This is a genomic window from Rhodocyclus gracilis (assembly GCF_009617575.1).
In the GTDB taxonomy this organism is placed as follows: Bacteria; Pseudomonadota; Gammaproteobacteria; order Burkholderiales; family Rhodocyclaceae; genus Rhodocyclus; species Rhodocyclus gracilis.
Map to the genome: position 1 here is coordinate 24,801 of NZ_WIXJ01000006.1, position 13,835 is coordinate 38,635.

Consider the following 13,835-nt stretch of genomic DNA (forward strand, 5'->3'; position numbering starts at 1 on the left):
GCGGCGCAGAGTCGTCGCTGAACTGCAGGCCACTTACTGACCACTCACCGACCACTCGGCGGCCTTCCGCAGACAACCCGCCAACCACTCGCCGCCGGCGGCGACGGCTGATCTGTCGACGCCGGCCTGCGTTGGCGCGTGACGCGAGCCGGCAAGGCCCCGACCGCCCCGGCACCAGCACACCGACGCTTCACTCCGGAAAATTGACCGCCGTGTGTCCCTGACTGGCGAGCAGGTGATCGATGAACGCCGATGCCACCGCCGACAGATGCTTGCCGGCCGGATAGGCGACGTACCACTGGCTCTGCAGCGGGAAACCTGCCACGTCGAGCGGCTGGATCAGGCCGGCTTCACCCTCCAGCGCAAGCGTGTGGCGCGACAGCACGGAGAGGCCGAGGCCGCCGGCGATCGCCTGCTTGATCGCCTCGTTGCTGCCGAGCTCCATGCGCACCTTGAGCGTGCAGCCCTGCGCCGCGAAGAAGCGCTCGGCCGCACGGCGCGTGCCGGAGCCGCGTTCGCGCAGGATGAACGGCTCCTCGGCGATGCGCGCGGGCGGAATCGCCTTCTGCCCGGCCAGAGGATGGTCGTGGCGGGCGAGGACGACCAGCGGATTGTCGGCAATCGGCGTGGCGACGACGTCCAGCCCGCCCGGCGGCTTGCCGAGGATGACCAGATCGTCCTCGTTGGCAGCCAGGCGCGCGAGCAGCTTCTCGCGGTTGGTGACGGTGAGCTCGGCCTCGATTCCCGGATGGCGCGCGCAGAACTCGCCGAGCAGGCGCGGAATGAGGTACTTGGCGGTCGTCACCATGGCAATGCGCAGGCGGCCGCGTTTGAGTCCCTGCAGGTCGGCCAGCCGCATTTCCAGCCGCTCCAGCGCGTCGAGCGTTTCGCGACTGGTCGCCAGAACTTCCTCACCAGCGGCGGTGAGATGCAGCTTCCGGCCGATGCGTTCGAGCAGCGGCAGGCCGACGGACTCCTCGAGCTGGCGCACCTGCGCGAACACCGCCGGCTGCGTCAGATGCAGCGCCTCCGCCGCGCGCGTGTAGCTCAGGTCGCGGGCGACGGCGGCAAAGATCTGCATCTGGCGGAGGCTGAAGCGCATCGCTCAAGAATACACAAAACTCTATTTCCAGTCTAAAAACTATCGAGTTCTGTTTATTCGCAGACCTCGGCATAGTGCCTCCACCCCGAGCGTATCGGGTCCGACCGACGAGCACACTGAGGAGAGAGGCATGGCCGCAAAGAAATACGACGCCGGCGTCAAGGAGTACCGAACGATGTACTGGCAGCCGGATTATCCGGTGAAGGATTCCGATTTTCTCGCTGTTTTCAAGGTCGTTCCGCAGGCCGGCGTGTCGCGCGAGGAAGCCGCCGCCGCGGTCGCCGCCGAGTCATCGACCGCGACATGGACGACGGTGTGGACCGACCTCTTGACCGACCTCGAGTACTACAAGGGTCGCGCCTACGCGATCGAGGACGTGCCGGGCAACGACGAGGCCTTTTACGCCTTCATCGCCTACCCGATGGACCTGTTCGAGGAAAGCTCGGTGGTCAACGTGTTCACCTCGCTGTGCGGCAACGTCTTCGGCTTCAAGGCGGTGCGTTCGCTGCGCCTCGAGGACGTGCGCTTCCCGCTGTGGTTCGTCACCACCTGTCCCGGCCCGCCACACGGCATCCAGGTCGAGCGCGACAAGATGGACAAGTACGGCCGGCCGCTGCTCGGCTGCACGATCAAGCCCAAGCTCGGCCTGTCGGCGAAGAACTACGGCCGCGCCGTCTATGAATGCCTGCGCGGCGGCCTCGATTTCACCAAGGACGACGAGAACGTCAACTCGCAGCCGTTCATGCGCTGGCGCGACCGCTTCTCCTTCGTGCAGGAAGCAATCGACAAGGCCGAGCAGGAAACCAGCGAGCGCAAGGGGCACTACCTCAACGTGACTGCCGGCACCTTCGAGGAAATGATGGAGCGTGCGGCCTACGCCAAGGAACTCGGCTCGCCGATCATCATGAACGACTTCCTCACCACCGGCTGGGCGGCGCACCAGAGCCTGTCCAAGTGGTGCCGCAAGAACGGCATGCTGCTGCACGTGCACCGCGCGCTGCACGGCGTGATCGACCGCAACCCCAACCACGGCATCAACTTCCGCGTGCTGGCCAAACTGCTGCGTCTGATGGGCGGCGACCACCTGCACTCGGGCACCGTCGTCGGCAAGCTCGAAGGCGACCGCGCGGCGACGCTCGGCTGGGTCGACCTGATGCGCGAACGCCACATCAAGGCCGACCGCGCGCGCGGCATCTTCTTCGATCAGGACTGGGGACCGATGCCCGGCGTCTTCCCGGTCGCCTCCGGCGGCATCCACGTCTGGCACATGCCGGCGCTGGTCTCCATTTTCGGCAACGACTCGGTACTGCAGTTCGGTGGCGGCACCATCGGCCACCCCTGGGGCAACGCCGCCGGCGCCTGCGCCAACCGCGTCGCGCTCGAAGCCTGCGTGCAGGCACGCAACGAAGGTCGCGCGATCGAGAAGGAAGCCAAGGACATCCTCACCGAAGCCGCCCGCTCCAGCCCCGAACTCAAGGTGGCGATGGAAACCTGGAAGGAGATCAAGTTCGAGTTCGACGTGGTGGACAAGCTCGACGTCCAGCACCGCTGAACCGGCCGACCTCCCCTATTTGACTGAAAGGACAACACATGAGCAACGTACAGGACTACGCCTCCCGCCTGAGCGATCCGGGTAGCCGCAAGATGGGCACCTTCTCCTACCTGCCGCCGATGGACGCCGCGCAAATCCGCAAGCAGATCGAGTGGATCGTCAGCAACGGCTGGAACCCGGCGATCGAGCACGTCGAGCCACAGCACGCCATGGACAGCTACTGGTACATGTGGAAGCTGCCGATGTTCGGCGAAACCGACATCGACCTGATCCTCGCCGAACTCGACGCCTGCCACCGCGCCAACCCGGACAACCACGTGCGCCTGATCGGCTACGACAACTTCAAGCAGAGCCAGGGCGCCAGCATGGTGATCCATCGCGGCCGGGCGGTCTGACCCCAGCCAGCCCCCGCTGCCCCGCCGCGCCGCCCCGTCTCTGACGCGCGGCGGGGGCTTCCCCGACAGGAGCGTGCAATGAGCGACATCCTTGAGCAGTACCGCATTCCCGCAGAACCCTACTACCGCCCCGTCGCCGACGAGGTCACGCTGTTCGAGGCCGCCTACGCGGCGAAGATGCCGCTGATGCTCAAGGGGCCGACCGGCTGCGGCAAGACGCGCTTCGTCGAACACATGGCCTGGTGGCTCGGCAAGCCGTTGGTCACCGTCGCCTGCAACGAGGACATGACCGCCTCCGACCTCGTCGGCCGCTTCCTCCTCGACGCCTCGGGAACGCGCTGGCAGGACGGCCCGCTGGCCTTCGCCGCGCGCCACGGCGCGATCTGCTACCTCGACGAAGTGGTCGAGGCGCGCCAGGACACGACGGTGGTGATCCACCCGCTGACCGACAAGCGCCGTGCGCTGCCACTGGAAAAGAAGGGCGAGTTCCTGCGCGCACACCCCGACTTCCATCTGGTGATCTCGTACAACCCGGGCTACCAGAGCCTGATGAAGGACCTCAAGCAATCGACCAAGCAGCGCTTCGGCGCGCTCGACTTCCACTACCCGGCGCACGCGGTCGAATCCGAAATCGTCGCCCATGAGGCGAAGATCGATGTCGCCGCGGCCGACAAGCTCGTCGCCATTGCCGAGCGCTCGCGCAACCTGAAGGGGCACGGCCTCGACGAAGGCCTGTCGACGCGCATGCTGATCCACGCCGGCGAGCTGATCGCGCGCGGCGTGGCGCCGCTGGCGGCGTGCCGCGTCGCGCTGGTGCGGCCGATCACCGACGACCCCGACATGCGCGACGCGCTCGACGCCGCCGTCGCCACCTTCTTCTAGACGCCGGGAAACGCGATGAGCGCGCACCTTGCCGAGCATCAGGCGCTGCTCGACGAACTGCCGGCAGCGGCGCAGGCGCTGGCTGCCGCCGCCTGGCCCGAGGCGGTGCGCGCGCTCAGTGCGCGTGGCCTCGACAACTGGCTCAAGGGCGCGCTGGCGCTGCAGCGCATGGGGCGCGGCGACGGCATCGTCGCCGCCTGGATCGGCGACGTGCCAGCGGTGGCGCGCGAACTCGGCGAGGAAATCCTGCCCGACTTCGCCCAGCACTGCCTACAGTTCGCCTCGCGCACCTCGGGCGCAGTGATCGAGCGCATCGTCGCCAGCGCGCCGACGGCCGCGCGCCGCCTCGGCGATGCCGAACTGTTCCGTGACTACCTGCGCCTGCTCGACGTCCTGCTCGGCCAGGCGCCACGTGGGCTGCGCCCGCTGCTCGAACACCTAGACGAACTGCTCGCCGTGCTCACGCTCGGCGGCCTGCGCCGCTGGGCGCTATGGGGCGCGCAAGCGCACCGCACCGACTTTGCCGAACAGCTGCGCTACTTCAGCCTTGCCTCCGAAGAGGCGAAGGCGGTGCTGCAGCAGGAACGCAAGGGAACGCTGTTCGTCGACATCCACCGGCGCATCGGCATGTACCTGCGCGCGCTGTGGGGGCGCGACTTCTTCCTGCGCCCGAGCGCCGGCGATTTCGAGTCGCGCGAAGGCAGCCGGCCGTTCATCGCCGACTTTTTCGTCCATCTGCCCGACGCCTGCGACGACTGGCAAGGTCTGCCCGGGCTCGAGCTGTACCGCGCCGCCGCCGCGCACTGCGCTGCGCACATCGTGGCGACGAGCGCGCGTCTCGACGGCGAGGCGTCATCCCAGCCCACCCCGCTGTCGACACTGCAACGCGCCTGCGTCGGCCTGATCGAGGACGCACGCGTCGAAGCGCTGGCGATCCGCCGCTTCCCGCGGCTGAAGGAACTGTGGCTGCAGTTCCACCGCCCCGATGCTCAGCCCGAAGCGCCGACCAACGCGCCGGCCGACAGCGTCGGCGCCCGCTTCGGCCGCATCGCGCGCGCGCTGCTCGACGCCGATGCCGCCGACGACGCGGGCGCTGCTGATGGCGCTGGCCATCACGATGCGCTCGTCGCCTGGACGCGCGAACGCTTTGCCGCCGCCGATCTGTCCAGCCACGTCGTTTCGCGCGAACTCGGCCTGGCGCTGGCCGGCGAGATCACGCGCCTCGGCCTGCCCTGGTCGGCGCACCGCGACGGACTGGCCGTTCCCTACCGCGACGACAACCGCTACCTGTGGGAATACGACCGCGCGCGCGCCGACGACGCCTTTGCCGCCGCGCAGCGCGAAGCGCAGGTGCGCCGCTACGTCAGCGTCTCGGAGATGGTCAACGAGGTCGAGGTCGAAACGGCTGGCGACGACGCGCAGGAAATCTGGGTCTGCGCCAGCGAGTTCTTCGCCGACGACGGTGTTTCGTTCAACGCCCGCGAGGGCCGCGAGCCGGTCGCCGAGCCCTGCCACTACGACGAGTTCGACTACCAGTTGCAACTGACCCGGCCGCTATGGACGACGGTGCAGGAAAAGCGGCCGAAGCTCGGCGAGCTCGCCGTCGTCGAACAGATCATCGACGCGCACCGTCCGCTGACGCAGCGCCTCAAGCACCTGCTTGAAGCCCTGCAACCGCAGGGCGTGCAACGCCTCCGCAAGCTCGAGGACGGCGACGAGCTCGACCTCGAAGCGGCAATCCGCGCACAGGTCGACCGGCGCCTCGGGCAGACGCCCGACCCGCGCGTGATGATGCGTTCGCTGCGCAAGACGCGCGACATCGCCGTGCTGGTGCTGCTCGACCTCTCGGAATCGACCAACGATCGCGTCGCCGGCCAGGACTACAGCGTGCTCGAACTGACGCGCGCCGCCACCGTGCTGCTCGGCGAGGCGATCGACACCGTCGGCGACGCCTTCGCGCTGCACGGCTTCTGCTCGGACGGACGGCACAACGTCTTCTACCAGCGCTACAAGGATTTCGCGCAGCCCTGGGGCGATCTCGCCAAGGCGCGGCTGGCCGGCATGGAAGGCCGTCTGTCGACACGCATGGGCGCGGCGATCCGTCACGCCGGGGCGCAGCTGGCGCGGGTGCGCGCGACGCGCAAGCTGCTGCTCGTCGTCACCGACGGCGAGCCGGCCGACATCGACGTGCGCGACCCGCACTACCTGCGCTTCGACGCCCAAAAAGCCATCGAGGAAGTCAGCGCCCGCGGCGTCAAGCCTTTCTGCCTGACGCTCGACCCGCGCGCCGACCAGTACGTCGCGCGCGTTTTCGGCCAGCGCAACTACCTCGTCCTCGACCACGTCGAGCGCCTGCCCGAACGCCTGCCGCTGCTCTACGCCGGGCTGGCGCGGTGAGATCGCGGCACGCTATGACGGGCACAACTACGCAGCGCCAGAGGAGGCTTTCGTGATTGATGTTGTTGTGCTGTTTTTTCTCTTTGGGCTGCTCGCCGGCGCGGCTCGTTCCGAACTGAAGTTACCGGCAGCGCTGTATGAGACGCTGTCGGTCTTTCTGCTACTGGCGATCGGCCTCAAGGGCGGCGAAGGACTCGCCAAGCAGGCGGTGCTGCCGCTGCTACCGCAACTCGGCTCAGTGATCCTGCTCGGTGTCGCACAGACGCTGATCGCCTACAGTCTGCTGCGCGCGGTCGGCCGTTTCGACCGCGCCAATGCAGCGTCAACGGCAGCGCACTACGGTTCGGTCAGTGTCGCCACCTTCGCCGTCGCCCTCAACTGGCTAGCAACGCGCGCCATTCCGTTCGAGTCGCAAGCCGCTGTTTTTCTCGCCGTCATGGAAATTCCCGCGATCCTTGTCGGCATTGTCCTGGCGCGCGGCATTAATCGACACACCAACTGGCGCCGGTTGGCGCACGAAACCTTTCTTGGCAAGGGTGTGACCTTGCTGCTCGGCAGCATGGCGATCGGCTGGCTGGCCGGCCCGGACGGACTGGCGCCGATCAAAGGCGTCTTCTATGAGCTGTTCAAGGGCGCCCTCGCCCTCTTCCTGCTCGAAATGGGGCTGATCGTCAGCCGTCACTTCGGCACCTTGCGCCAGCATGGACTCTTTCTGGTTGGCTTTGGTATCGCCATGCCGTTGCTCTCGGCGCTGCTCGGGCTGACGACCGGCATCGCCCTCGGCCTGTCGCCGGGCGGCGTGACACTGCTCGTAGTGCTCGCCGCCAGCGCCTCGTACATCGCGGTACCCGCCGCCATGCGCCTTGCCGTCCCGGAGGCGAACCCGGCACTGTCACTCGCCGCCTCGCTTGGCATCACCTTTCCCTTCAATTTGCTGGTCGGCATTCCGCTCTACCACCGACTGGCCGTCCACTTCGCAGGAGATTCGGCATGACCGCGCCCAGTGAAATCCGCAGCCTGCTGACCGTGATCACCGAAGCAGCACTCGAAAACACCCTGCTGCATGACTTCGAGGGTCGCGGTGTCCACGGCTGCACTGTCTCCGATGCGCGCGGCCGGGGACAGCGCGGCGTGCGTGACGCCGCTTGGGGAGAAGCGGCGAACGTACGCATCGAGGTCATCTGCCGACGCGAATGCGCCGAGGCGCTACTCGACCACCTGCAGCGGCATTACTTCAACAATTACGCCATGGTGGCATTCGTTCAGGAAGTCGTCGTCCTGCGCCCGAACAAATTCTGAATCTGCATGTGTGCCAGCGCACCACTCACATGCCTGACCTGACCGCCAAGGTTCGACAAAAACGTCACGAGCACCAGGCGAACGGCAGTACAAGCCCCCCGCTTCCATTACTCTGACGCAGGATGTCGACTGTCCTACGGCTCCCTGCTCTGCCTCGCCTCGACCGCCAGCGCCGCCTTCCGGCACCAGGTACTCGGTCAGCCGGCGCCCTACTCCGTCATCAGCGTGCCGGTGATCCTCGGCAGATGACGTACACTCGCGCCTCGCGTAACCATTTTTAGGCCATTCAATGACAGGCAGGCAGGGTTGGCAGGATCTTCAAGAGCGTATCCGGGCCGAAATTCAGCATCTGGCAGCCATCAACGCCAGTGATCGACGCTGGCCAATGCCTTTTTGCGCCGCCCTCGCCTCCGGCCTGCCGCTTCTGGTCGGCGCGTATTTCGATCATCTCGAATACGGGCTGGTCTCGTCGCTGGGCGGCATGGTTTTTCTCTACGCGCCCAACACGCCGCTCTATCACCGCATGGTCTCGCTGATGGCCTCAGGATTCGCCATGAGCGCGTGCTACACGCTTGGCGTGCTGAGCCAGTTCCTGCCCTGGGCGCTGGTGCCGACGCTGGCGTTCATTGCCTTGCTCGTGTCGATGGTTTGCCGCTTCTACGCGCTCGGCCCGCCCGGCAGCCTGTTTTTCATGATGGCGGCGGCAATTGGCGCGTATTCGCCGATCAACGTTCTCGACGTTCCCCTGCATGTCGGCCTGCTGACCATGGGCTGCCTGCTCGCCTGCCTGATCGCGTTTTTCTACAGCATCTACGCGCTACGGCAGCAGGCGCCGCAAGCGGTGACACCGCTGCCACCGCCCAGCTTCGAATTCGTCATCGTCGATTCAGTCATCATCGGCATGTTCGTCGGTCTGTCGCTGATGCTGGCGGAAAGCATGCACCTGGAACGCCCCTACTGGGTGCCGGTGAGTTGCCTCGCCGTCATTCAGGGCGCCTCGCTGCGCGCAGTGTGGACAAAGCAGACCCACCGCATTGCCGGCACCGCCATTGGCCTCCTGCTCACCTGGGGTCTGCTCGCCTTGCCCCTCGACAAATGGAGCATCTCGCTGATGATGATTGCCTTGGCTTTCATCATCGAAGTGCTGGTCGTCCGCCACTACGGACTGGCGGCCGTATTCATCACGCCACTGACGATCTTTCTGGCGGAAGCCGCACGGCTCGGCGCAGGCCCGACCGATGCGCTGCTCATCGCCCGCCTCTTCGATACCGTGCTCGGTTCGCTGGCCGGATTGCTCGGCGGCGTTTGTCTGCACCACCCGCGTTTTCGCGCGCTACTCGGGCAGCAACTGCGACGCCTGATCCCACGGCGACTGCTGTCGTGAGCGCCGCGCACCGCTCGCCACATCAACTGGCGAAGAGCCGGCCACACTCGCCCGAGGAAGAACTGGCCACCGCCGCATTCCTGCCCACTAGCCGCCCCTGACCCGCTAACGTTTCGCTAGACATTCGCCGCATGACGCCTCCCGAACCCACTGCCTCCCCCGCTGACTTCAGCCTCCTCATCCTCGGCGGCACCAGCGAAGCCTACCAACTGGCCGCAGACCTGCACGGCAGGGCCGACACCGGCCTGCGCGTGATCAGCTCGCTCGCCGGACGCACCGCGCAACCGCGCCTGCCGGCGGGCGAAAGCCGCGTCGGCGGATTTGGCGGCGTAGCCGGCCTGACGGCCTATTTGCGGGCGGAGCACATCGACGCCGTGATCGACGCCACGCACCCCTTTGCCGGGCAGATGCGCTGGAATGCCGCCGATGCCTGCGCCGCGGCGGGCGTGCCGCTGCTGCGACTGGAGCGCCCCGCCTGGCGAGCCGCCCCCGGCGATCACTGGCTCGAGATCGACAACTGGGACGAAGCGGTAGCACATCTCGCCGCCAGCGCCCCCGCGACACGCCGTGTGCTGCTGGCGCTGGGGCGACAGGAACTGGCGCCCTTCGCCCCCCTTGACCACTGCCATTTCGTCATCCGCAGCGTCGACGCACCCGACCCGCAACCGCCATTCGCGCACGCCGAACTCGTGCTGGCGCGCGGGCCGTTCTCGCTCGCCGACGAGCGCGAACTGCTCCTTAGCCACGCCATCGACACCATCGTCTGCAAGAATAGCGGCGGCGGCGCGACCGACGCCAAGCTCGCCGCCGCGCGCGAACTCGGCGTCCGCGTGCTGATGCGCCGCCGCCCGCCGCAACCGGATTCGCCAAGCGTGGCAAGCGTCGCCGCCGCAATGCAGTGGGTCGCGGCACGCGCCGGCAAGTAACTCACACTCCCGAAAGGAGCGCACATGTTCGATCACCTGTCACTCGGCGTCAGCGATCTGCCCGCCAGCGAAGCTTTCTTTCTGAAGGCGCTGGCACCGCTCGGCGTCACGGTCGTCATGCAAGGGCCCTATGGGATCGGGCTGGGCCGCCAGGGCAAGCCATCGCTATGGCTGGTGCCGGCCAAGGTCACACCGGCGCCGCTGCATCTGGCTTTCGCCGCCGAAACGCGCGTGCAGGTCGACGCCTTCTACGCCGCGGCACTCGCCGCGGGCGGCAAGGACAACGGCGCGCCGGGGCTGCGCCCGGACTACCACGCGAATTATTACGGCGCTTTCGTCATCGGCCCGGACGGCCACAACATCGAGGCCGTCTGCCAGCGGCCGGAGGCCTGAGTCCGGTAGCCGCTGGGCGGGGAATCGACGATCAGCGCGAGCGCTGCCAAAATCGTTGCGCGCCCGAGGCGTTGAGCCTTCTCGTTGCGGCTCCCTCGTTGCCGTCCAGTCGTTGATGTGCTTCGTCGACGCCAGCTTCGTCGACACCTGCTGCGTTGTCGCCTAGGTCGGGCTTCCCTCGTCGTTACTGAGTACTTCGCCGTCGCCCGCCTCGTCATACCAGCGCGGCGTGTAGACCCACGTAGCGCCGTCGCCACGCGGGAAGGCGCGCGTCTGCGACGAGCCGACGATGACCACGGTGCGCATGTCGACCTGCTCTGGCGTCACCTCGCCAAGCGTGCAGACAACGAGGCGCTCGGCCGGACGACCGATGTCGCGGCCAAGGACGACCGGCGTCGTTGCCGGCAGGTGCCGGCGCAGCAGATCGAACGCGCGACCGAGCTGCCAGGGACGCGCCTTCGAGATCGGGTTGTAGAGCGCCAGCACCAGATCTGCCGTAGCGGCGAGTTCGAGGCGGCGCTCGATCACTTCCCAGGGTTTGAGGTTGTCGGAGAGCGACAGCACGCAGAAGTCGTGGCCGAGCGGTGCGCCGACGCGCGACGCGGCGGCCTGTGCCGCCGAGATGCCGGGAACGATGCCAACGTCCACCGCCTGCCACGCCGCTGCGTGTTCGCCGGCGGACACGCACTCGGCGTGCAGCGCCTCGATCACCGCCGTCGCCATGGCGAAGATGCCGGGATCGCCGGACGACACCACGACCACCTTGCGGCCGCTGGCAGCGAGGGCGAAAGCGTGGCGTGCGCGCTCCATCTCGACGCGGTTGTCGGAGGCGTGCAGCGTCGCCCTGAGCGGCCCGGCCAAGCGAACCGCCATCTCGACATAAGGGAAGTAGCCGATCAGGTCGTCGGCGTCGCGAAACGCCTCGGCCGCCTCCGGCGCCAGCAGGCCGGCCGATCCCGGCCCGAGACCAACGACACGCAGCCAGCCCCCCGCCGACGCCAGCGGCGCCGCGCCGGCGCGCACCACGGGGCGACTCACGCCGCCCACCGTGCGCCCGGAACGAGGATCATCGCGAAATAAGGCACGCTCGCCGGATCGATGCTCGACAGCGGCGCGATGCGCTGATTGCCCATGGTGGCGCGCTCGACGTAGTGGGCGCGGTCGAGCAATCCAAGCTCTTCGATGACGCTGCGCACCTTGGCGAAATTACTGCCGAGCTTCATGATCGCCGCCGATTCGGTATCGGCGAGACGACGCTTCAGCTCCTCCGCCGGCAGCACGCCGGAGAGCACCGTCAGGGTCTGATTGCGATAGACCAGCGGCGTACCGACCACCGAGGCGCAAGCCAGCATCGCACACACGCCCGGCGTGACTTCGGTCTTGTAGCGGTCGGCAAGGCGGTCGTGCACGTACATGAACGAGCCGTAGAGAAAGGGATCGCCCTCGCAGACGACGGCGACATCGCGACCGGCATCGAGATGCGCGGCGACGATGGCGGCCGATTCGTCGTAGAAGGTGGCCAGCGCCGTTTCATAGCAGAAGGGCGGCGGCAGGTTTTCGGTCGTAACCGGATAAATCAGCGGTTGCACGATCTGCTCGGGCGCCAGATAACGCTCGATGATGGTAAGCGCGTTCCCTGCCTTGCCGCGCGCGGCAAAGTGCGCCACCACGGGAGCCGCACGCAGATGGCGCAGAGCCTTCAGCGTAATCAGCTCAGGGTCGCCGGGACCGACGCCAAGGCCGAACAGTCTGCCGGTTGTGGACATCACTCGTGCTCCGTACCCAGCGCGTTGAGCGCCGCCGCCGCCATCGCGCTGCCACCGCGCCGGCCGCGCACGATGACGAAGGGCACACCGCGCGAATTGGCGGCAAGTTCGTCCTTCGATTCGGCGGCGCCGACAAAGCCGACCGGGAAGCCGAGAATCAGCGCCGGCTTCGGTGCGCCCGCGTCGATCATTTCGAGCAGGCGAAAGAGCGCGGTCGGCGCGTTACCGACCGCCACCACGGCGCCGGCAAGGCGCGGCCGCCACAACTCCAGCGCCGCCGCCGAGCGCGTCGTGCCAAGCTGACGCGCGAGTTCAGGCACCTGCGGATCGTTGAGGGTCACGATGACTTCGTTGCCGGCCGGCATGCGCGAACGCGTCACGCCATCGGCAACCATGCGGCTATCGCACAGAATCGCTGCGCCAGCGGCCAGCGCAACCCGCCCGGCGGCGCCAGCGCCCGGCGAAAAGACGAGATCGTCGACGACGTCGGGCATGCCACAGGCGTGCGCCACGCGCACCGCGAGTTTCTCCAGATCGTCGGGGATGCGCTCCAGCCGGGCTTCCGCGCGGATGATGGCGAAGGACTGGCGGTAGATGTCGTGCGCGTCGCGGCTGTAGTCGATCATCGGAGCGTCTCGAAAAAACCGGCTATTATACGCGACCGTCCGGCGCCAGCAGCGTCGGCCGCAACGGCCCGGTGCGCGCCGTCGACGCCCCAGCGCGCGCCCAGGCGCTCATCCTGCCGCCCGGCCGCCGAAACCGGTATTCCACGCTCGCCGGCGTGCGCACCGCGCAAGGAGCCGACGCCCGACACTCTCGACTGGTGCAGACTCTGCGCGAGTAGCGACTTTCCACGATTTTCTCTGTTTACGATGAAAAAAATCCTGCTCATCGGCATCGGCCCCGGCCATCCGGATTACCTGACGATGCAAGCCGTCAAGGCGTTGCGCACGGTCGACGTTTTTTTCTTTCTGGAGAAGGAAGGTCGCGGCAAGGAGGCGTTGATCGCTGCGCGCGACACGATTCTGGCCGAATACGCTGATGCCGCGCGCTACCGCAAGGTGTTCGCGCAAAGCCCACCGCGCAGCACCGAGCAAGGCTACACGGCCGGTGTCCGCGACTGGTACGACGACAAAGCGAAGATCATCGCCGGGCTGATCAACGACCAGTTGGCCGACGGCGAAACCGGGGCTTTCCTGATCTGGGGAGATCCCTCGCTCTACGATGGTACGCTGACCATCCTGCAAGACATCGAACGGCGCGAACTGGCGCAGTTCGACTACGCAATCATTCCGGGTATCACCAGCGTTCAGGCGCTGGCAGAAAAGCACCGGCTGACGCTCAACCGGATCGGCGAATCGATCACCATCAGCACGCCCCGCAATCTGGCGAACATGCCGGCTGCCGACATTCATAACACGGTCGTCATGCTCGATTCGAATGCAGCATTCGAGCACATCGACGACGCCCGTCTCGATATTTACTGGGCCGCGTATCTCGGCGCCGACGACGAAATGCTTGCGGCTGGCGATCTGCGCACGATCGGCCCCGAACTCGCCGAAAAAGCGCGTCAGGCGAGGGCCGAGAAAGGCTGGCTGTTCGACATTTATCTGCTGCGCCGGCGGAATTCGGACGCCGAATAGGCGGCTTCGCTGCTCGTGATCCGGGCGCAAGGAGCCTCTTGCTTCGGCGCCCCAGCCGGTCAGGGCCGGAGCACCTCACGGTGATCACAAATCGTT

14 protein-coding genes are annotated in these 13,835 nt (G+C 67.0%); 10 read left to right on the forward strand and 4 right to left on the reverse strand.

All coding sequences use genetic code 11. The annotated features are described in order from the left end of the window. Positions 1-190 precede the first annotated feature (190 nt). Positions 191-1,102: a LysR family transcriptional regulator gene (locus GHK24_RS09285; protein WP_153472511.1), complete on the reverse strand. Its 912-nt coding sequence runs from the start codon at positions 1,100-1,102 to the stop codon at positions 191-193. 130 nt (positions 1,103-1,232) lie between these two features. Here GHK24_RS09285 and GHK24_RS09290 point away from each other — a divergent pair, with 130 nt between their 5' ends. The 9 genes from GHK24_RS09290 (at position 1,233) to GHK24_RS09330 (ending at position 10,330) form a co-directional block, all read left to right on the forward strand. After that, positions 1,233-2,654: a form I ribulose bisphosphate carboxylase large subunit gene (locus GHK24_RS09290; protein ID WP_153472513.1), complete on the forward strand. Its 1,422-nt coding sequence runs from the start codon at positions 1,233-1,235 to the stop codon at positions 2,652-2,654. Between the two features lie 38 nt (positions 2,655-2,692). Next, on the forward strand, positions 2,693-3,049 hold the full coding sequence (locus tag GHK24_RS09295) for a ribulose bisphosphate carboxylase small subunit (protein ID WP_153116298.1): 357 nt from the start codon (positions 2,693-2,695) through the stop codon (positions 3,047-3,049). A gap of 78 nt (positions 3,050-3,127) precedes the next feature. Beyond that, positions 3,128-3,931, forward strand: a complete 804-nt coding sequence (locus tag GHK24_RS09300) for a CbbQ/NirQ/NorQ/GpvN family protein (RefSeq protein ID WP_153472515.1) — start codon at positions 3,128-3,130, stop codon at positions 3,929-3,931. 15 nt (positions 3,932-3,946) lie between these two features. Then, positions 3,947-6,328: a nitric oxide reductase activation protein NorD gene (locus GHK24_RS09305; protein WP_153472517.1), complete on the forward strand. Its 2,382-nt coding sequence runs from the start codon at positions 3,947-3,949 to the stop codon at positions 6,326-6,328. A gap of 52 nt (positions 6,329-6,380) precedes the next feature. Then, positions 6,381-7,322 carry a sodium-dependent bicarbonate transport family permease gene (locus GHK24_RS09310; RefSeq protein ID WP_167682328.1) on the forward strand — a complete coding sequence of 314 codons (942 nt, stop codon included), beginning with the start codon at positions 6,381-6,383 and terminating at the stop codon, positions 7,320-7,322. Continuing rightward, on the forward strand, positions 7,319-7,627 hold the full coding sequence (locus GHK24_RS09315; protein WP_153472519.1) for a P-II family nitrogen regulator: 309 nt from the start codon (positions 7,319-7,321) through the stop codon (positions 7,625-7,627). The genes GHK24_RS09310 and GHK24_RS09315 overlap by 4 nt, the downstream gene beginning before the upstream one ends. 289 nt (positions 7,628-7,916) lie before the next feature. Beyond that, a complete protein-coding gene (locus GHK24_RS09320; protein ID WP_153472521.1) occupies positions 7,917-9,011 on the forward strand; it encodes an FUSC family protein in 1,095 nt (364 codons plus the stop codon). A 131-nt stretch (positions 9,012-9,142) separates the two neighbouring features. Further along, a complete protein-coding gene (locus GHK24_RS09325; protein ID WP_153472523.1) occupies positions 9,143-9,937 on the forward strand; it encodes a cobalt-precorrin-6A reductase in 795 nt (264 codons plus the stop codon). Between the two features lie 24 nt (positions 9,938-9,961). Beyond that, entirely contained in the window at positions 9,962-10,330 is a 369-nt protein-coding gene (locus GHK24_RS09330) for a VOC family protein (RefSeq protein WP_153472525.1), read from the forward strand. Positions 10,331-10,492: 162 nt separating this feature from the next. Here the strand turns inward: GHK24_RS09330 and cobJ are convergent, their stop codons facing one another. From cobJ to GHK24_RS09345, 3 genes are read right to left on the reverse strand one after another with little or no spacing between them, the layout of a single operon-like run. After that, positions 10,493-11,368 carry a precorrin-3B C(17)-methyltransferase gene (gene cobJ / locus GHK24_RS09335; RefSeq protein WP_340666159.1) on the reverse strand — a complete coding sequence of 292 codons (876 nt, stop codon included), beginning with the start codon at positions 11,366-11,368 and terminating at the stop codon, positions 10,493-10,495. Beyond that, the gene (locus tag GHK24_RS09340) at positions 11,365-12,096 is read right to left on the reverse strand and encodes a precorrin-2 C(20)-methyltransferase (RefSeq protein ID WP_153472527.1); all 732 of its coding nucleotides are present in this window, start codon (positions 12,094-12,096) and stop codon (positions 11,365-11,367) included. The genes cobJ and GHK24_RS09340 overlap by 4 nt, the downstream gene beginning before the upstream one ends. Next, entirely contained in the window at positions 12,096-12,722 is a 627-nt protein-coding gene (locus GHK24_RS09345; RefSeq protein ID WP_153472529.1) for a precorrin-8X methylmutase, read from the reverse strand. The genes GHK24_RS09340 and GHK24_RS09345 overlap by 1 nt, the downstream gene beginning before the upstream one ends. Before the next feature lie 246 nt (positions 12,723-12,968). Here GHK24_RS09345 and cobF point away from each other — a divergent pair, with 246 nt between their 5' ends. Further along, entirely contained in the window at positions 12,969-13,739 is a 771-nt protein-coding gene (cobF, locus tag GHK24_RS09350; protein ID WP_153472531.1) for a precorrin-6A synthase (deacetylating), read from the forward strand. The last annotated feature ends 96 nt before the right edge of the window (positions 13,740-13,835 follow it).

Bases quoted from the DNA above. Each gene is read 5' to 3' on its own strand.
- GHK24_RS09305 (WP_153472517.1), top strand. From the start codon at position 3,947: ATGAGCGCGCACCTTGCCGAGCATCAGGCGCTGCTCGACGAACTGCCG.
- GHK24_RS09330 (WP_153472525.1), top strand. From the start codon at position 9,962: ATGTTCGATCACCTGTCACTCGGCGTCAGCGATCTGCCCGCCAGCGAA.
- GHK24_RS09340 (WP_153472527.1), bottom strand. From the start codon at position 12,096: ATGTCCACAACCGGCAGACTGTTCGGCCTTGGCGTCGGTCCCGGCGAC.
- GHK24_RS09345 (WP_153472529.1), bottom strand. From the start codon at position 12,722: ATGATCGACTACAGCCGCGACGCGCACGACATCTACCGCCAGTCCTTC.
- GHK24_RS09285 (WP_153472511.1), bottom strand. From the start codon at position 1,102: ATGCGCTTCAGCCTCCGCCAGATGCAGATCTTTGCCGCCGTCGCCCGC.
- GHK24_RS09325 (WP_153472523.1), top strand. From the start codon at position 9,143: ATGACGCCTCCCGAACCCACTGCCTCCCCCGCTGACTTCAGCCTCCTC.
- GHK24_RS09315 (WP_153472519.1), top strand. From the start codon at position 7,319: ATGACCGCGCCCAGTGAAATCCGCAGCCTGCTGACCGTGATCACCGAA.
- GHK24_RS09300 (WP_153472515.1), top strand. From the start codon at position 3,128: ATGAGCGACATCCTTGAGCAGTACCGCATTCCCGCAGAACCCTACTAC.
- GHK24_RS09295 (WP_153116298.1), top strand. From the start codon at position 2,693: ATGAGCAACGTACAGGACTACGCCTCCCGCCTGAGCGATCCGGGTAGC.
- GHK24_RS09290 (WP_153472513.1), top strand. From the start codon at position 1,233: ATGGCCGCAAAGAAATACGACGCCGGCGTCAAGGAGTACCGAACGATG.
- GHK24_RS09320 (WP_153472521.1), top strand. From the start codon at position 7,917: ATGACAGGCAGGCAGGGTTGGCAGGATCTTCAAGAGCGTATCCGGGCC.
- cobF (WP_153472531.1), top strand. From the start codon at position 12,969: ATGAAAAAAATCCTGCTCATCGGCATCGGCCCCGGCCATCCGGATTAC.